Origin of the sequence: Peribacillus loiseleuriae (genome assembly GCF_001183985.1) — a bacterium.
GTDB classification, from domain to species: Bacteria; Bacillota; Bacilli; order Bacillales; family DSM-1321; genus Peribacillus; species Peribacillus loiseleuriae.
Genome location: NZ_LFZW01000001.1, coordinates 3,723,057 through 3,741,464, shown reverse-complemented (window position 1 = coordinate 3,741,464; position 18,408 = coordinate 3,723,057). Strand labels below are relative to the sequence as shown.

The 18,408-nt window shown below is 41.6% G+C and carries 13 protein-coding genes, 1 other RNA gene and 1 other annotated feature; of the genes, 13 read left to right on the top strand and 1 reads right to left on the bottom strand.

Features of this window, described 5'->3' with window-relative positions; translation table 11 throughout:
• Positions 1-46: 46 nt before the first annotated feature.
• The 6 genes from AC625_RS17330 (at position 47) to dtd (ending at position 9,342) form a co-directional block, all read left to right on the top strand.
• The gene (locus tag AC625_RS17330) at positions 47-349 is read left to right on the top strand and encodes a post-transcriptional regulator (protein WP_049682425.1); all 303 of its coding nucleotides are present in this window, start codon (positions 47-49) and stop codon (positions 347-349) included.
• A 258-nt stretch (positions 350-607) separates the two neighbouring features.
• On the top strand, positions 608-2,857 hold the full coding sequence (gene secDF / locus AC625_RS17325; RefSeq protein WP_049682424.1) for a protein translocase subunit SecDF: 2,250 nt from the start codon (positions 608-610) through the stop codon (positions 2,855-2,857).
• Positions 2,858-3,386: 529 nt separating this feature from the next.
• Complete coding sequence (gene recJ, locus AC625_RS17315; protein WP_049682422.1) at positions 3,387-5,756, top strand: single-stranded-DNA-specific exonuclease RecJ; 2,370 nt, start codon at positions 3,387-3,389, stop codon at positions 5,754-5,756.
• Entirely contained in the window at positions 5,747-6,259 is a 513-nt protein-coding gene (locus AC625_RS17310; protein ID WP_049682421.1) for an adenine phosphoribosyltransferase, read from the top strand. Before recJ ends, AC625_RS17310 begins: the two co-directional genes overlap by 10 nt.
• 434 nt (positions 6,260-6,693) lie before the next feature.
• Positions 6,694-8,889, top strand: coding sequence for a RelA/SpoT family protein (locus AC625_RS17305; RefSeq protein ID WP_049682420.1), 2,196 nt, complete (start codon positions 6,694-6,696; stop codon positions 8,887-8,889).
• A gap of 12 nt (positions 8,890-8,901) precedes the next feature.
• Positions 8,902-9,342: a D-aminoacyl-tRNA deacylase gene (gene dtd, locus AC625_RS17300; RefSeq protein ID WP_049682419.1), complete on the top strand. Its 441-nt coding sequence runs from the start codon at positions 8,902-8,904 to the stop codon at positions 9,340-9,342.
• 242 nt (positions 9,343-9,584) lie between these two features.
• On the opposite strand, the gene AC625_RS17295 is transcribed toward dtd, so the two are convergent.
• Positions 9,585-11,288 carry an N-acetylmuramoyl-L-alanine amidase family protein gene (locus AC625_RS17295; RefSeq protein ID WP_049682418.1) on the bottom strand — a complete coding sequence of 568 codons (1,704 nt, stop codon included), beginning with the start codon at positions 11,286-11,288 and terminating at the stop codon, positions 9,585-9,587.
• 124 nt (positions 11,289-11,412) lie between these two features.
• On the opposite strand from AC625_RS17295, the gene AC625_RS27325 reads away from it, so the two are divergent.
• From AC625_RS27325 to AC625_RS17270, 7 genes are all read left to right on the top strand, one after another.
• Positions 11,413-11,592, top strand: a complete 180-nt coding sequence (locus tag AC625_RS27325; RefSeq protein WP_180320045.1) for a hypothetical protein — start codon at positions 11,413-11,415, stop codon at positions 11,590-11,592.
• 110 nt (positions 11,593-11,702) lie between these two features.
• Positions 11,703-11,939: a binding site (T-box leader), on the top strand.
• 82 nt (positions 11,940-12,021) lie between these two features.
• Complete coding sequence (gene hisS, locus AC625_RS17285) at positions 12,022-13,293, top strand: histidine--tRNA ligase (RefSeq protein ID WP_049682416.1); 1,272 nt, start codon at positions 12,022-12,024, stop codon at positions 13,291-13,293.
• 12 nt (positions 13,294-13,305) lie between these two features.
• Complete coding sequence (gene aspS, locus AC625_RS17280) at positions 13,306-15,081, top strand: aspartate--tRNA ligase (RefSeq protein WP_049682415.1); 1,776 nt, start codon at positions 13,306-13,308, stop codon at positions 15,079-15,081.
• A 61-nt stretch (positions 15,082-15,142) separates the two neighbouring features.
• Positions 15,143-15,326: non-coding RNA, 6S RNA (gene ssrS / locus AC625_RS26045), on the top strand.
• Between the two features lie 48 nt (positions 15,327-15,374).
• A complete protein-coding gene (locus tag AC625_RS28245) occupies positions 15,375-15,500 on the top strand; it encodes a hypothetical protein (RefSeq protein ID WP_281177254.1) in 126 nt (41 codons plus the stop codon).
• A 548-nt stretch (positions 15,501-16,048) separates the two neighbouring features.
• Positions 16,049-17,182, top strand: coding sequence for a M20 family metallopeptidase (locus tag AC625_RS17275; protein ID WP_049683795.1), 1,134 nt, complete (start codon positions 16,049-16,051; stop codon positions 17,180-17,182).
• Positions 17,183-17,495: 313 nt separating this feature from the next.
• A complete protein-coding gene (locus AC625_RS17270) occupies positions 17,496-18,266 on the top strand; it encodes a tRNA threonylcarbamoyladenosine dehydratase (protein WP_049682414.1) in 771 nt (256 codons plus the stop codon).
• Positions 18,267-18,408 lie beyond the last annotated feature (142 nt).

The following is an 18,408-nucleotide window of genomic DNA, read 5'->3' as shown; positions in this document are numbered from 1 at the left end:
AAATCAAGTCTAAGTAGCAAAAATGATCCCCATGGAGGTGTCTTTAATGGAAAAACAACATCCTTATCAGCGCTATTTTATAAAAGTGAAGCCTGTATTACGAAACAAAGTGGAAGAATTACGGCTGCTCGGTCTTGGTGACGTGAACGAAAATGAAGTATGGGAATGCTTGGTGACGAAAAAGTGGAAGAAGCCGGATGTGGATATACATATTCATGAAATCGTCCAAGACATATTGACTCTTTCCAATAGTCAATACATGACATATAAAACGATAGAAGCTTATAAAGCGCCCAATTTATTCAAGGAATTATCAAGTGAAGATCTAAATCAACTACTCAAAGATTAATGTTTTGTAAAAGGGATAAACTTAAATTGACAGTAGTTTGTAATTGTTTCATAATAATGATGTTGCAATTATATAGAAATTTCATTGGGGAAATATGGCTATAAGCCTATTTCTGATTAGGTATGTTATACGCTTTTCATCAAATACGAACAGGGTGAAACTTGTTCGATAGAACCCGTTTCTTTTGTGAGGATGCCGATAATACCGATCACTGAAACTTTTGGGTAAGGCGTGTAAAAGAAAGGGGTCCACAAATCAATGGTAAAAAGAAGTAGAATCGTTGCGTTTTTTCTCATCTTACTATTCATTATCGCGACGATGGGCACAACTTCAAAAGGAATCTTAAGCAATATTAAGCTCGGTCTTGACCTGCAAGGTGGCTTCGAGGTTCTGTATGAAGTAATACCAGGTGAAAATCAAAAAGTTACTTCAGATGTACTAAACAGTACTGTAGAGTCGTTGAACAGACGAGTGAACGTCCTCGGCGTTAGTGAACCAGTTATTTCGATTGAAGGGAATAACAGGATTCGTGTGCAAATACCTGGTGTTGAAGACCAGAGTAAAGCTCGAGAAATTCTATCGACTCAAGCGAAATTATCATTCCGCGATTACAATGATAAATTGATGCTAACTGGTTCTGATTTAAAAGAGGGCGGAGCAAAGCCTACTTTTGATGAAAATAATACACCAGCAGTATCTGTCACGTTAAAAGATAAAAATAAATTCAAAGAAGTAACCCAAAAAATCTCAGCCATGCCTCAAGGTACGAATCTTTTAGCAATCTGGCTTGATTTTGAAGAAGGAAAAGATTCACTCAAAGGAAATCAGGAGAATATGATCTCCGCACCTGCTGTTTCCCAAGTATTTAATACAGATACGGTTCAGATTACCGGGAACTTCACAGTAAAAGAAGCAAAAGAACTAGCTGATTTGCTAAATGCAGGTTCATTGCCAGTCGAATTAAAAGAAGTGTATTCGACATCTGTTGGCGCACAGTTCGGTGAGCAGGCATTAAATGAAACCATTTTTGCTGGAATCATCGGGATTCTCCTTATTTTCGTATTTATGTTAGGCTATTACCGTTTCCCAGGCTTCATTGCGGTCGTTACGCTTGGCGTTTATATTTTCTTAACTTTACTTGTGTTCGATTGGATGAACGCTGTCTTGACATTGCCGGGTATCGCTGCCTTGATTCTCGGGGTCGGCATGGCTGTGGATGCGAATATCATTACCTATGAACGAATCAAGGATGAAATCAAGCTTGGCCGCTCGGTGAAAGCAGCTGTAGCAGAAGGTACGAAAAACTCACTTAGCACGATTTTCGATGCGAACTTAACGACGCTAATTGCTGCGGGCGTATTGTTCTTTTACGGGACAAGCTCTGTTAAAGGATTCGCAACAACGCTGATCATCAGTATTTTAATGAGCTTTATCACAGCGGTTTATGGAACACGTTTCTTCATGAACCTGTGGGTGAACAGTAATCTCTTTAACAAACGCCCAGGCTGGTTTGGTGTGAACAAGAAAAACATTCATGATCTGTCTGAAAAAATTGAGCTCTATCACTTGCCTACCCGTTTTGATAAACTTGATTTTGTCAAAACAAGAAAAATATTTTACGGGCTTTCAATTGGTGTAACAATTATAGGAATCATCTTCCTGTTTGTTTTCGGCTTGAACCTTGGCATTGACTTTAGCAGTGGTACGCGTATTGAAGTGACTTCACCACAACCGCTAACAAAAGAAGAGATCAAAGGTGAATTTGATTCTCTCAAACTGAAGACAGAAGACATTGTCCTTGCTGGTGCAAAGAATCAAACAGGTGTTGTCCGATTAAAAGGGGTTCTCAACAAACAAGAAATTGCTGACTTAAAGAGCCATTTCGTTAAGAAATACAAAGCTGAGCCGAATGTGAGCACCGTTTCGCCAACAGTCGGTAAAGAACTTGCGAAAAACGCTATGAAAGCGATCCTGATTGCATCGCTTGGTATCATCTTGTATGTTTCTGTCCGTTTTGAATGGAGAATGGGTGTACCAACGGTTATCGCGCTCCTTCATGATGCATTTTTCATCATAACCATATTCAGCTTACTGCAAATTGAAGTCGATCTAACCTTTATCGCAGCGGTACTGACCATCATCGGCTACTCGATCAATGATACAATCGTGACCTTTGACCGGATTCGGGAAAACCTGCGTCATAAAAAGAAAATTAAGACAGTGGAAGAACTTGAAGAGATTACAAACATCAGTATCCGCCAAACATTAACACGCTCCATCAACACCGTATTAACCGTACTTGTTGCTGTTATCGCATTGTTAATCTTCGGTAGTGATGCTATACGAAACTTCGCACTTGCACTCCTAATCGGTATGCTTTGCGGCGTATATTCTTCACTCTTCATCGCTTCACAATTCTGGCTTGACCTAAAAGCAAAAGAATTGAAGAAAAAAGGAACACTCAACACAGAAAAATCAAAAAAAGAAAACTTAGAAGGACAAGTATAAAAAACAGGGATTAGCACAAGAATCGTGCTGGTCCCTGTTTTTTGTGTACTCCCAATTGGCGACCTGGTGCACGCACTGGGTGCAGTATTTTCACCCATGAATGGCGGTTCCGGCGTGAAAAGGGGAAAAACTGGCGCGTAAAACATGAAATCGATGGAAGGTGTGCCCCGCCCGAATATCGGTGTTCCGCTAGTTAATGCCGGCTCCGGCTCATTAAGCGACGGGGTTTTTATAAAAGTTGTAATAAAGGGATTTAACGAATGAATAGGGAGAGGGATCTGGATGTATTTTGTCGTGAATGTTCATCAGGGGGGGAGGCTTTATTCATCAAATGCGGCTTCGGCGCGCAAATCGGAAATCTCGCTCGAAAAGTGAAGGAACTGGCTCGATTGTCTCTCCTTTTGGCGCGTAAGGCATGCAAAGGAAGAGTGATGTCTGTTTTCTATCGCAGCGTGACCGGATGGAAACGAAATAAGTTTGAAACCCCTCGTCCTCTTTTGTATACTTATAGGATTGAGGGGTGAATGTATTGTTAAAGCCAAGAACTCGTTGGAACTTACAATCTGCCGATGAGCAGATTACGGATGTGCTAGCAAAGGAACTTCATATAACACCTCTAGTTGCATCATTATTGGTCAACCGGGGCTTCCAAACAGTTGAAGAAGCTCGGTCTTTTCTTTTTATAAAAAAACAAGCCTTCCACGATCCATTTTTATTAAAAGATATGGATCTTGCTGTTGAACGTATAAAAGCTGCCATAAATCATGGGGAAAAAATTCGCATTTTCGGAGATTATGATGCAGACGGGGTTAGTTCGACGACCGTAATGATGGATACGTTGAATAAGCTTGGTGCGAATGCTGATTTTTACATTCCTAATCGTTTTACTGAAGGGTATGGACCGAATGAAATGGCTTTCCGATTAGCTGCACAAGAAGGCGTAAAGCTATTAATTACAGTAGATACGGGGATTTCAGCTATTAACGAGGCGAAGATCGCGAAAGAATTAGGCATCGATTACATTGTCACCGATCACCATGAACCAGGAGCGGAATTGCCGGAAGCGCTAGCAATTATCCATCCTAAAATTGACGGAAGTACTTATCCATTCAAGGACTTGGCTGGTGTTGGCGTTGCTTTCAAGCTTGCACATGCGCTAATTGGAGAAGTGCCAGAGGATTTGCTTGAGATTGCAGCGATTGGAACGATTGCCGATCTTGTCCCGCTTCATGGGGAAAATCGTTTACTTGCGGCGAAGGGAATTGAACAGCTTCGTCAGACAAGACGTCCAGGCCTCCTTGCACTTATGAAAAAAGCAAGCATTCAGCAGGACGCATTGAATGAAGAATCGATTGGGTTCGGTATGGCACCGCGGATTAATGCCGCTGGTCGACTTGGAGCCGCTGATCCTGCCGTTGATTTACTCATGGCCGAAGATATGGAAACAGCCACTGATCTTGCCGAAGAAATTGATGCGCTGAATAAAGAGCGGCAAGCGATCGTGGCTGAAATTGTTGAAGAAGCGATTCGTGAGGTGGAGGAAAACTACCCACTAGCCGATAATGGTGTCCTTATTATTGGCAAAGAAGGTTGGAATTCTGGCATCGTCGGCATTGTTGCGTCTAAGCTAGTTGAGAAATTTTACCGACCAACCATCGTGTTAAGTTATAACACCGAAACAGGACTTGCGAAAGGTTCAGCGCGAAGTATTGAAGGCTTTGATTTGTTTAAAAATCTGACACAATGCAGCGATATTCTGCCTCATTTCGGTGGCCATCCAATGGCTGCAGGCATGACGTTGAAGCTCGATGATGTAACAGATTTAAGAAACAGGCTGAACAAGCTAGCTGCTGACCAACTAACAGAAGAGGATTTCACACCCATAACAAAGCTTGATGCAAGAACGGTTCTGTCAGAGGTCAGCATTCAAACGATTGAAGAAATGAGCCTGCTTGCACCGTTTGGGATGAGTAATCCGAAACCTCGTGTTTTAATAGAAGGTGTCGGTGTGACTGGCATTCGGAAAATAGGGTCAAACCAAAATCATCTTAAACTGCAACTTGATAATGGAACGGTCAAACTAGATGGAATCGGGTTTGGGATCGGCCATCTCGCCGATCATATTTCATCAAATGCGAAAATCTCGGTAATAGGGGAACTAGGGATTAATGAATGGAATAATATGAAGAAACCGCAAGTTTTTCTTCAAGATATTTCCGTTGCAAATTGGCAGCTTTTCGATTACCGCGGACTAAATAAGGTGGAAAAATGGTTCGAAGATGTGCCAAAGCAAAATCGTAAAATCATTATTTTCTCAGAAACGACGCTTAGTCGTTACCCATTTTTACAACAGGAACAAGGTTTTTTGCATATTCATAATGAAGAAGAGGCAGCGCAAATTGATGTGAATGATTGTTCATTAATCTTAATGGATATGCCGCCATTCAAGTCTATTTTGGAAAAATTAATCGAAAACAAAGAACCTGCTCGGATTTATGTTCATCTGTATCATCAGCAAGAGAATTTTTTCAGCACGATGCCAACGCGCGAACATTTCAAATGGTTTTATGCTTTTTTAGCAAAAAAAGGCCCGCTTGATTTGAAACGACATGGTGATGATTTAGCGAAATATCGCGGTTGGTCACGAGATACCATTGATTTTATCTCACAGGTGTTTTTTGAACTAGATTTTGTTACAATAGAGAACGGGTTAATTATGCTCACAAACAATGCGAATAAACGCGACTTGAGCGAATCGGAATCATATGCACGTAAGAAAGAGCAATTTGAGCTTGAAAGAGAGCTTGTTTATTCTTCCTATCAGCAGTTATTCGATTGGTTCAATCATTTAGTTCATAAGGCGACACGCCTTGAGGAGGAAACAAAGCAATGGATTTAAAGCAGTTTATCACGATTGTACCTGACTGGCCGAGACCAGGTATCTCATTTAAAGATATCTCAAGTCTTATGGAAAACGGCGAAGCGTATCGATACGCAACAGATCAAATCGTTGAATATGCGCAAGATAAACAAATCGACATCGTTGTAGGTCCAGAAGCACGCGGCTTCATTATCGGCTGCCCGGTTGCCTACTCACTTGGAGTCGGTTTTGCACCTGTTCGTAAAGAAGGGAAGCTTCCACGCGAAACGATTAAAGTCGAATACGGCTTAGAGTATGGCAAAGACGTATTAACGATGCATAAAGATGTTATCAAACCAGGGCAGCGTGTGCTGATTACAGACGACTTGCTTGCAACGGGTGGAACGATTGAAGCGACGATCAAGCTTGTTGAAGAGCTTGGCGGCGTTGTTGCAGGGATTGCGTTTTTAATCGATTTAACTTACTTAGAAGGAAGAAGTAAATTAGAAGGCTATGATGTTCTAACTTTAATGACCTACTAAAACTAGATAGCTTCCAAAGAGTCAGACCTCACTGAAAATGTGAAGTCTGACCCTTTTTATTATGTATAAATTGTAAAGAAACGGTGAATATTGTCGTTACCAATTAAAAACACCTCGAATTATGCAGAAAATACTGTCTTAGCTCTTTACATATGGCTTCTTTTTCTTGATAATAGATACAATACTAATTTTCTGTTTTTTGGACAAGAGGTGTCAAAGGGAAAGACCTTATGCGACATTCTCGAATAGCGGAAGAACTTGTCTTCCAATTGCAATACATGTCACTTTTTGCTGAATACCTGTACCTTCCATTTTGTCTTGTAGAAAGATGAAGCATCAGCGGCAGCACTAAATGTGGCTATTTTTTATTAACCTTATTCGGAAAACCTTTTGATAGGCGAATCTGCTGGGTAAAGTGGGGTAAAGGTGATACGATGGCAAATGATCAAATTTTAACAGCTGAGCAGGTTGTTGAACGGGCAAGTAACTATCTTCAACAGGATGAGACAGACTTTATTTATCGTGCCTATAAATTTGCGGAGCACGCTCACAGAGAGCAGTTTCGTAAATCTGGCGAGCCATATATTATTCATCCCATTCAAGTTGCAGGCATTTTAACAGACCTTGAGATGGATCCATCGACAATTGCAGGCGGATTTTTGCACGATGTCGTTGAGGATACCGAAGTGACGTTACATGATATCGAAACGCAATTTGGTGAAGAAGTGGCGATGCTTGTTGATGGTGTGACCAAGCTTGGTAAAATTAAATATAAATCACAAGAAGAGCAGCAAGCCGAGAATCACAGAAAGATGTTCGTGGCAATGGCCCAGGATATTCGTGTAATTCTGATTAAACTAGCTGACCGTCTTCATAATATGAGAACGTTAAAGCATCTTCCTCAAGAAAAACAACGTCGAATTTCGAATGAGACACTGGAAATATTTGCACCACTCGCTCACCGTCTTGGCATCAGTACGATTAAATGGGAGCTTGAGGATACCGCTCTTCGTTATCTGAATCCTCAGCAATATTACCGAATCGTGAATTTAATGAAGAAAAAGCGTGCCGAGCGTGAAGAGTATTTGGACGAAGTCATCAAGGAAGTTCGCAAAGAAGTAAATGAAGTGAACATCAAGGCCGATATTTCTGGCCGACCTAAACATATTTACAGCATTTACCGAAAGATGGCGATGCAAAACAAGCAATTCAGCGAAATTTATGATTTGCTTGCGGTGCGGATTGTTGTGAACAGTATCAAGGATTGCTATGCAGTACTTGGTATTATCCATACTTGTTGGAAACCGATGCCAGGCCGTTTCAAGGATTATATTGCGATGCCGAAACAGAATATGTATCAATCGTTGCATACGACGGTGATCGGTCCAAAAGGCGACCCGCTTGAAGTGCAAATACGTACGACTGAAATGCATCGAATTGCAGAATACGGGATTGCCGCACACTGGGCTTATAAAGAAGGCAAAGAAATTGATGAGCAATCTTCTTTGGAAGAGAAACTTACCTTTTTTCGAGAAATTCTTGAATTCCAGGATGACGCAACAAATGCTGAAGAATTTATCGAATCGTTGAAGATTGATTTATTCTCAGATATGGTGTTTATATTTACCCCAAAAGGCGATGTAATTGAGCTGCCGTCTGGTTCGAATCCAATTGACTTTGCCTACCGAATTCATTCTGAAATTGGGAACAAGACCATTGGTTCGAAGGTAAACGGTAAGATGGTGCCGCTTGATTACAAACTGAAAACAGGCGACATCATTGAAATCCTAACGTCTAAGCATTCGTACGGACCTAGCCAAGATTGGCTGAAGCTAACGCAAACCTCTCAGGCGAAAAATAAGATTCGACAATTTTTCAAAAAACAACGTCGTGAGGAAAATATCGATAAAGGCCGCGAGATGGTGGAAAAAGAAATTAAAGCACTCGATTTTGAGTTAAAAGAAATTCTGACTCAAGAAAATATCAAACGCGTTGCTGAAAAGTTTAATTTCTCTAATGAAGAAGATATGTATGCTGCAGTTGGCTATAATGGCATTACGGCCGCGCAGATTTCCACCCGCCTTACCGAGAAATTACGGAAACAAAAAGAATTAGAACAAGGACCGACGATTACAGAAGCTGTAACGGAGCTTAAATCGATTCATAAATCGAAAAAACGGGAATCTGGTGTCCGGGTTTCTGGTATTGATAATTTATTAATTCGTTTATCAAAATGCTGTAGTCCGGTTCCAGGTGATGAAATTGTCGGTTTCATTACGAAAGGCCGTGGCGTCTCTGTCCATCGTAGAGATTGTACAAATCTAAATACTTGTGAAGCTGAAAATCGACTAATTCCGGTTGAGTGGGAAGGGAATCTAAATGATCTTAAAGAATACAATGTCGATATTGAAATCAGCGGCTTTGACCGTCGCGGTTTATTGAACGAGGTGCTTCAAACCGTCTATGAAACGAAAACGGACATTACGGCTGTATCTGGCAAGTCGGACCGTAACAAAGTAGCGACGATTAATATGTCGATTGCCATTCAAAATATTAGTCATCTGCAAAAGGTGGTCGACCGGGTTAAACAAATTCCGGATATTTATTCAGTAAGAAGAATCATGAACTAAGGAGTTATCACCATGCGTGTTGTTGTGCAACGTTCTAAAGTAGCAAGAGTACTTGTGAATCATGAAACAATTGGCTCAATCGACCACGGTCTCGTTTTATTGGTCGGTGTTACACATGGAGACACAGCGGAAGACGCCGCTTACCTCGCTGAAAAAATTGCAAACCTGCGTATTTTTGAAGATGAAAACGAGAAAATGAATCATTCCCTACTCGACGTAGGTGGTTCCGTTCTCTCGATTTCACAATTTACCCTTTACGGAGATTGCAAGAAAGGCCGCCGTCCGAACTTCATGGATGCCGCCCGTCCTGATGAAGCGAACGCCATATACGAACTTTTCAACGAAGAATTCCGCAAAAGAAACATTCATCTCGAAACCGGCCAGTTCGGAGCTAATATGCAAGTCGAACTCACCAATGACGGCCCTGTCACATTGATTGTCGAGAGTAAATAGGAAAGTAGACCTTTAGATGGTTTGCTTTCTTTTTTTGTGGGAAAAATGGACCGGTTCCGACGATTATTATCGGAACCTCCTGCCTTATTGCGTGAAAAAAACCTCTTTCGAGCGGGAATTCAAATTATCGAGCTAGAATCGTCTACTTTCGCGCTGAAAATCAAATCTACGAGCCGGAGTCCAATATACTAGCTCCGTTACACCAAACAACGTGCCCGGAGTAGGCACGTTTAGCTTTCATCTTATTTAAAAAACGTCATCAACCCATCATAGATAGCAGTTGTAACCATTTCTTGATATTCATTTGAAGTAATTTTGAGTTCTTCAGCGGGATTACTTAAATAGCCGAGTTCAAGCAGGGTGGCGCTTTGATTATTTTCTCGTAAAACGTGATAGTCACCGAACCGATAGCCGCGATTATTGATTTGCAGGGCTGTGCTTAGAGCGTCGTCAAGAACTTTGGCAAGTTGTTGTTGATATGTATGGTAGTAGTACGTCGTAATGCCATTGATTCTTGTATCTTCGGTCGCGTCGTAATGGATGCTGATGTAGGCATCCGCGATGTTCAGTTGTGAAATCCCGACCCGAGCTGGCAGAGTGATGTACGAATCAAGATTGCGAGTTAATAGGACGTCTGCTCCTACTTTTTCTAGCTTTGCCTGAAGCAAACGAGCTGTTCGTAACGTTAAATCTTTTTCCATCGTTCCGCCTACGCCGAGTGTACCTGGATCGTGACCGCCGTGACCTGGGTCAAGGACAATTACTTTACCGTTAAGATTATTTTCAATGCCTGATTGTTTACTTTGCGTTGCTTGTCCATCAGTTGAAACGAGCCACCCTGCCACATAAGCCGTCTGTTCTGCGAGCTGGATTTTGTACCAGTCATTTTCCACACCGAGAACTGTAAACGTCTCACCCTTATTAGCACGAGCGAGTAATGTAGTATTTGTATCTGAACCGCTTCGCAAACTAGTACCATCACGTAGGATGACGATCGTGGAACTAGTAGGCTTGTCTGCTACTGTAGGCTCGGTTTGAACCAATTTGGACGGCTGTTGCAAATAGCGAGTCGCAACCCAGCCAGTTTTTTCGCTTTCATATTGGATTTTTGCCATATTATTTCTTTCTTGTAAAATGGTGAAGGAATCCCCTTTATGAACAGTCGCAAGAATTTCGCCATCGGTCGTAGCTGATTTACGGACAACTAATTCAGACGCAGTGACAGTGGCTTTTTCTTCACCATCGATTGCGATGAATGATGTGTTAACCCAACCACTTTCGCCATGAAAGGTAATTTTCCCCCATTCCCCTTGAATGTCTTCAAATGAGAGAGTCGCATCTTTTTTTAGCTTGCCAATCACTCTCCCATCCTTAGAAGCAGATGCACGGACATTGAGATTGTTCGTTAATGCCATTCCTGTTGCTTTGACGGTTTGTACGTTGGTCTCATTATTTTCTACTACGCCAGTTTGGATAAAATCAGCGGATATCCATCCAGAAAGCGTATCGTTTTGAAAATGGATCCAATTATTTTCTCGATCGAGGATGCTAATTTCAGTACCGTTATTTATATAACCTGTTTCTTCAAAAGACGTGCCAGGTCCTTTGCGGATACGCACATGATCAGACGTTACGGTTGCTTTTTCCGCACTCTTTGCACGTTCCATATCACCGGCAACAAGATAGCCTGCAATCCAGCCTGATTTGTTTTCACCAAGTTTAATTTCTATCCAATCATTTTCCTCTGAAACGACATGATAGGTATTTCCGCGATACACTTTTTCTACAATAGGGAAGCTTAAGGCTGGACCTTCCCGAACGTTGATTACTTCCGTGTTGACAGTGATGTCTGATTTAGTTTGACCATATACATGTTGTACCGAAAATCCAGTTGACGTAAGAAGAGCTGCTGTCAGAATCCCGGCGAAATATGTTTTAGTTTTCATGTCTTCCTCCTCGTTGAAAAATCGTCTAGCAACTAGTAATTCTCCCTTGTCATAAAATTTCCTGTTTATTTATGAAGAAAACTTCGAGAATTGGGTAAAACTAAGGAAAAAGCAGGAGGGATGAATGATGAAATTTAGTGAAAAAGGGCAATTAAGCCTAGACCCGGCCAATCAACTTTCCGGTGTCGATTTCCGAGATCATTTACAAAAAGAACAAGATTCAACAATGTTTGAACTTGCATCAGAATTTGGCCTAAATCAGCGAGAGGTACAAAAGTTGAAAAAAAAGCTTAGTGGGCGCTGATATTTCGCGCTTTTCTGCTAGAAACTGACATGGTGGTATTGACAAGACTAGGTGGAGTCCTTATTATTAATGAAGTATATAAGTAAAATTATTAGATTTTTTATACATAGAAACAACCAATGATGAAGAAAAGTAATTAAGAATCACATGTAAAGAGAAGAAATGCCTTAGGCTGAAAGCATTTCTACATGATGCCTTAATGAAAGAACACTTCTGAGGCTTCGCTCTGAAAAAAATTTTAGTAAGAGATGAACGTAGGCAGGCGTTAACTGCTTGTAAAGTGGAAGCATATGCATATATGCTTCAATTAGGGTGGCACCACGGGAATTCCAACTCTCGTCCCTTGTAACAGCAATGTTACGAGGGATGGGAGTTTTTTGTTTTTACAAACATAAAATTAATGTTTTTTTCAATAAAGGAGGAAGCTTTATGAGCATTCAAATTCCAAGAGGTACGCAGGATTTGCTTCCGGGTACAACGGAGATTTGGCAATATATCGAGAAGACAGCGCGTGATTTATGTAGTCGTTATCAATATAAAGAAATACGAACACCGATTTTTGAGCACACCGAATTGTTTTTACGTGGTGTCGGTGATACGACTGATATCGTTCAGAAGGAAATGTATACATTTAAAGACCGCGGTGATCGTGACTTGACGTTACGTCCAGAAGGAACGGCTGCTGTTGTTCGTTCGTATATCGAAAATAAAATGTTCGGTCTTCCGAATCAGCCGGTGAAATTGTATTATATCGGGCCGATGTTCCGTTATGAGCGTCCACAGGCTGGTCGTTTCCGTCAATTCGTGCAATTTGGCATTGAAGCGTTAGGAAGTAAGGACCCGGCGATTGATGCAGAAGTTCTGGCACTTGCTATGGGGTTGTATAAAGAGCTCGGTTTGAAAAAATTGAAGCTTGTGATTAATAGTCTAGGTGACAAAGAAAGTCGAACCGCGCACCGAAATGCTTTGGTCGACCACTTTAAACCTCGGATTGGCGAGTTTTGTAGTGATTGCCAAAATCGTCTAGAGAAAAATCCATTGCGTATTCTGGATTGTAAAAAAGACCGTGATCATGAATTGATGAAAACGGCACCGTCGATTCTCGAATATTTAAATGAAGAATCACGCACGTATTTTGAAAAAGTGCAAAAATATTTGACGGATATTGGGATTGAATTTGTCGTCGATCCTACACTAGTTCGCGGTTTGGATTATTACAATCATACGGCGTTTGAAATTATGAGTGAAGCGGAAGGATTCGGTGCGATCACAACGCTTTGTGGCGGTGGACGTTACAATGGTCTAGCTGAAGAAATTGGCGGTCCTGAAACGCCTGGAATCGGCTTCGCACTAAGCATTGAGCGATTAATTGCGGCACTTCAAGCGGAAAATGTGGAACTGCCAATCGAGCAAGGCATCGATTGCTACCTTGTTTCACTGGGCGATGCTGCAAAAGATTATTCGGTGAAACTTGCGTATGATTTACGCAATGCAGGCTTTACGGTTGAAAAAGATTATAACGATCGTAAAGTGAAGGCGCAATTTAAATCAGCCGATCGACTAGAAGCAAAATTCGTGGCTGTTCTTGGTGATGATGAGCTTGCGAATGGAAAAATTAATGTGAAAAATATGGCATCTGGTGAACAAGTTGAATATGAACTAACTTCATTTGTTGCTGAATTTAAGAAGCTCTACGCTTAAGGAGGAAAAAGCATGTTTGGGAGAAGTTATTTTTGTGGTGAAGTAACAGAAACAGCAGTTGGCGAACAAGTTACATTAAAAGGGTGGGTCCAAAAACGACGCGATCTAGGCGGTTTAATTTTTATTGACCTTAGAGATAGAACGGGGATTGTCCAAGTTGTCTTTAATCCTGACGTATCAAAAGAAGCATTAGCAATTGCCGATAAAATTCGTACAGAATATGTTGTCGATATTCAAGGTAAAGTGGTCATCCGTGACGAAAGCAATGTAAACAATAATATTGCAACAGGGAAAATTGAAATTTTGGCAGACTCTGTAACGATTATTAATGAAGCAAAAACAACACCGTTTGCGATTGCTGATAAAACGGAAGTGTCTGAAGACCTTCGTTTGAAATACCGTTACTTGGATTTGCGTCGTCCGGTTATGTTTGAAACATTGAAAATGCGTCACCAAACGACGAAATCCGTTCGTGAGTACTTAGACGGTGCTGGTTTCCTTGATATTGAAACACCGATTTTAACAAAAAGCACGCCAGAAGGAGCTCGAGACTATTTAGTTCCAAGTCGTGTTCATGACGGAGAATTCTATGCATTGCCACAATCGCCTCAGCTTTTCAAACAAATGCTGATGGTATCTGGTGTTGAGCGTTATTATCAAATCGCTCGTTGTTTCCGTGATGAAGATCTTCGTGCAGACAGACAGCCTGAATTTACACAAATCGATATTGAAACAAGCTTTATGAGCCAAGAAGACATTATGAACATGGCAGAAGAAATGATGACTAAAGTCATGAAAGATGTGAAAGGAATCGACATCACATTACCACTGCCACGCATGAAATATGAAGAAGCGATGAGCCGTTACGGATCAGACAAACCAGATACTCGTTTTACCATGGAATTAATTGACGTATCTGAGCTTGTGAAAGATAGCGGATTTAAAGTATTTGCTGGAGCCATTGCAAATGGTGGACAAGTGAAAGCCTTGAATGTGAAAGCTGGTGCTGCTGACTATTCTCGTAAAGACATTGATGCGCTTGGCGAATTTGCTGCTGTATACGGAGCGAAAGGACTTGCTTGGCTGAAAGTGGAAGCGGATGGCTTAAAAGGCCCAATTGCAAAATTCTTCACAGAAGAAGACCAGAAGCAATTGAGCTCAGTCGTTGAAGCAGAAACAGGCGATCTTCTCCTATTCGTTGCCGATAAGAAAAGTGTTGTCGCGGATGCGCTTGGAGCACTACGGATTAAGCTCGGAAAAGAAAGAGGCTTAATCGACAATAGCCAATTCAATTTCCTTTGGGTGACAGACTGGCCATTACTTGAGTATGATGAAGAAGCGGGTCGTTATTTCGCAGCACACCATCCATTCACAATGCCTTTCCGTGAAGACCTAGAATTGCTTGAATCAGACCCAGCAAGTGTTCGTGCCCAAGCGTATGACCTTGTGTTAAACGGCTATGAACTTGGCGGTGGTTCCCTGCGTATTTTCGAACGCAATGTTCAAGAAAAAATGTTCAAAGTTCTCGGCTTTAGTGAAGAGGAAGCAAACGAACAATTCGGCTTCTTAATGGAAGCATTTGAATATGGTACACCTCCACATGGTGGAATCGCATTAGGGTTAGACCGTCTTGTGATGCTATTGGCAGGCCGTACAAACTTACGTGACACCATTGCCTTCCCGAAAACGGCAAGTGCGTCAGACATGCTTACACAAGCTCCTGGCGTAGTAAGCAAGGCGCAATTAGACGAATTACATTTGTCACTAGTTGGGAAAAAACAAGAATAATTTTCTATAAAAATGTTCTTGTAAGTGAATATTCAGTATGTTATGATGATTCCAATAAGTAGGAGTCCTGAAGTGTACGTTCTTTAACCTATAAGTTTTGACCGAACACTTATAGTTTCGGGAGCACAGGTTTCTGCTCTACGCAAATGCCTCCTTGAAGAGGACTTGCAAACGACCAGAACAGCGCACCCACCTGCTGCGAGCGGGTTCAAAACAAAGGCGTAAACGGCACAAACGGGGCTCTTACCTAATAATTAATGATAAACCCTACTCTTAGGAGTGGGGTTTTTTGTGTGAAATCGGTGATGGGACTACCCGTATTGGATCGACAAACTGGACTCCGGCGCGTAAATCGGAAATCTCGCTCGAAAAGTGGAGGAACTGGCGCGGTTGTTTCTTATTTTGGCGCGCAAAATTGAAATCTGGCTCGTAAGACATGAAATCGCTGGAAGGGCTCGCCCGAATATCGGTGTATAGGCTAGTCGATGCTGGCCCCGTCACATTAAGCGCCAGGGTTTTCCCCATCGATCCGGCGCGTAATGGTGGAAAGGAGGGGTGAAGTACGCACCTAATTACAGGGGTTGGGATTTTAGATGTAAAACAAACAAATCCGCGAAAAATGGGACGACATATCTAGACAATTTCCTTGCGCAATCATATATATATAGAAAGGAACATTCCGAATATTGAATGAAATATGAAATATTAGATTGACGAAGTGTAAATAGTCGATTAAAATTATGTCAATTTGGTAAACAAAGCGTGCCAGGTTTAATCTAGGAGGGATTTGCGCAAGGTTTTGAATGTATTACGCTTCTCGTTATGAATGATGAGAGATCGTTAAGCGTATGATGAAGACAGGACCTTTTGTAGCGGATGTTCCAATTTAAATAGAACAACTTTTTCTTGCATATGAGTATAGCAGGACAAGAGTTACAAACAAAGGGATGACTTTGAAATGAAATTGATGAGTTGCGGTTTAGACGAAAAACAGGAGGAAATGCTTCAGTTTATTGAACAATTGGTGAATATAGATAGTGGTTCCTATGTAAAAGACGGGATCGATACGATTGGGTTAATTTTGAAAGAACATTATGAAAAATTGGGATTTTTGGTGGAAACAATACCGCAAGAGAAGAACGGAAATCATTTGGTCATACAGCACCAAGATGCGGTCGATCCAAAGATTATTATCGTTGCCCATATGGATACCGTTTTTCCGAAAGGCACTGTGGAAAAGCGTCCGTTCCGAATTGAAGGAGACCGTGCCTATGGTCCGGGCGTCGTAGACATGAAATCAAGCTTAGTCGAGCTATTGTATGCGATTAAGTATATGAAAGAAGAGAGTTTCGAAGGCTACAAAAATGTGCAAATCATCTTGAATAGTGATGAAGAAATCGGCTCACCGACGTCTCGCTCGCTCATCATGGAAAAAGCGCAAGGGAAAGAATTTGCGTTGATTATGGAGCCGGCAAGGAAGGACGGATCTCTCGTTTCGGCAAGAAGAGGCGGTGGCCACTACACCTTGATTGTAAAAGGAAAAGCGGCACATGCAGGCATTGAGCCGGAAAAAGGGAGAAGCGCGATTGAGGAACTTGCCCATAAAGTAATTCAGCTCCATCACTTAACCGATCACCAAAAAGGCATTAGCGTCAATGTCGGGATGATTGAAGGCGGGTCTGCCTATAACACGGTTTCCTCAAAAGCCGTGGCCCATATTGATATTCGCATCGCTCAAATGGATCAAGCTCAAACTTTGCTTGAGAAAATGAAAGAAATTTGTTCATTTACATCTGTTCCAGGCACAAAAATCAAGTTGACCGGTGAAATTGGCCGGCCGCCGATGGAAAAAACGGAACAGACGAAGAGCCTTCTGAAAATCATCCGCAAAGTGGGAGAAGAAATCGGTATTAAAGTGTCTGACACGTCAACGGGTGGCGGATCAGACGCATCATTCACAGCGGCAACCGGTGTTGCAACCGTAGACGGACTGGGTCCCGTCGGTGGAAACGCGCATAGTGATGAAGAATATCTCGAAATCCCGACCTTAACGGAACGAACCCTACTATTGGCAAAAACGATTCAAAAACTATCTGAATAAATGTGGGTTAGACCTCACACGCTATACACCGTTTATTCCATATAAACGATCTATAGTAGTGTGGGGTCTGTTCTTTTCGAAATGCCAATAATTATCCCAATCGACCTACTTATCCTTTATCCCGTAAAAGCCCGATTGGTGAGATACAGTGAAACGTACCGATGCGCTCTTCAGAGGTATTAGCGACACTAGAACGGGACTAACCATCAGCGGAAAAAACCCCACTGATGGAAGTTTCACTTTATAAAAGTTTATGTTATAGTCTGTTTTGGGAATTGTATTTATTAAGATTGTAAAGATGGAGTTGAAACATATGTTACATCAGTTTTCACGTAATGAGTTGGCGTTTGGCCAAGAGGGTTTAGATTTGCTAAAAAATTCAACGGTTGCCGTGCTTGGGGTTGGCGGAGTTGGGTCTTTCGCGTCTGAAGCATTAGCACGTTCAGGTGTAGGTCGTTTGATTCTTGTAGATAAGGACGATGTCGATATTACGAATGTGAATAGACAGTTACATGCGCTGCTTTCGACGGTTGGTCAGCAGAAAGTTGAGTTAATGCGTGACCGGATTCGAGATATTAATCCGAATTGCGAAGTGATAGCGATGAAAATGTTCTATACTGAAGAAACGTACGAAGACTTTTTCAGTCATGGCATTGATTATGTCATTGATGCTTCCGATACGATTATCTATAAAATCCATCTTATGAAAGAGTGTCTGAAGCGAGATATTAAGATCATTTCGTGCATGGGCGCAGCTAATAAAATGGATCCAACGAGATTCAAAATTGTCGACATTTCCAAAACACACACAGATCCATTAGCAAAAGTGATCCGTACGCGTTTACGTAAAGAAGGCATCTACAAAGGAATTCCGGTTGTATTTTCCGATGAAACGCCAATTGTCACAAGGGAAGAGGTCAATAAAGTAGTCGGTAAACCAGACGCGACAATTCGCAAAGCGAAAATGCCGCCATCATCGAATGCGTTCTGCCCATCCGTTGCAGGGTTGATTTGCGCAAGCTGGGTCGTAGGTGAAATTACGAAAGACGTGAAAGTATATCGTGTTGGCGACGTAATGAAATAAGATCGGGGGGAAATGCTGATTTCGATCGGCATTTTTTTATGTCGGTTTAACAAGCTGTACTACCTCAACATCAATTTTTATATGAATAGGTGGAGGTAACAGCTTGTAAATCCCCGATTAGTGAGATACAGTGAAACGTACC

Bases quoted from the DNA above. Each gene is read 5' to 3' on its own strand.
- AC625_RS27325 (WP_180320045.1), top strand. From the start codon at position 11,413: ATGATGAAATTTAGTGAAAAAGGGCAATTAAGCCTAGACCCGGCCAAT.
- AC625_RS17270 (WP_049682414.1), top strand. From the start codon at position 17,496: ATGTTACATCAGTTTTCACGTAATGAGTTGGCGTTTGGCCAAGAGGGT.
- aspS (WP_049682415.1), top strand. From the start codon at position 13,306: ATGTTTGGGAGAAGTTATTTTTGTGGTGAAGTAACAGAAACAGCAGTT.
- hisS (WP_049682416.1), top strand. From the start codon at position 12,022: ATGAGCATTCAAATTCCAAGAGGTACGCAGGATTTGCTTCCGGGTACA.
- dtd (WP_049682419.1), top strand. From the start codon at position 8,902: ATGCGTGTTGTTGTGCAACGTTCTAAAGTAGCAAGAGTACTTGTGAAT.
- AC625_RS17305 (WP_049682420.1), top strand. From the start codon at position 6,694: ATGGCAAATGATCAAATTTTAACAGCTGAGCAGGTTGTTGAACGGGCA.
- AC625_RS17275 (WP_049683795.1), top strand. From the start codon at position 16,049: ATGAGTTGCGGTTTAGACGAAAAACAGGAGGAAATGCTTCAGTTTATT.
- AC625_RS17295 (WP_049682418.1), bottom strand. From the start codon at position 11,288: ATGAAAACTAAAACATATTTCGCCGGGATTCTGACAGCAGCTCTTCTT.
- AC625_RS17330 (WP_049682425.1), top strand. From the start codon at position 47: ATGGAAAAACAACATCCTTATCAGCGCTATTTTATAAAAGTGAAGCCT.
- AC625_RS17310 (WP_049682421.1), top strand. From the start codon at position 5,747: ATGGATTTAAAGCAGTTTATCACGATTGTACCTGACTGGCCGAGACCA.
- secDF (WP_049682424.1), top strand. From the start codon at position 608: ATGGTAAAAAGAAGTAGAATCGTTGCGTTTTTTCTCATCTTACTATTC.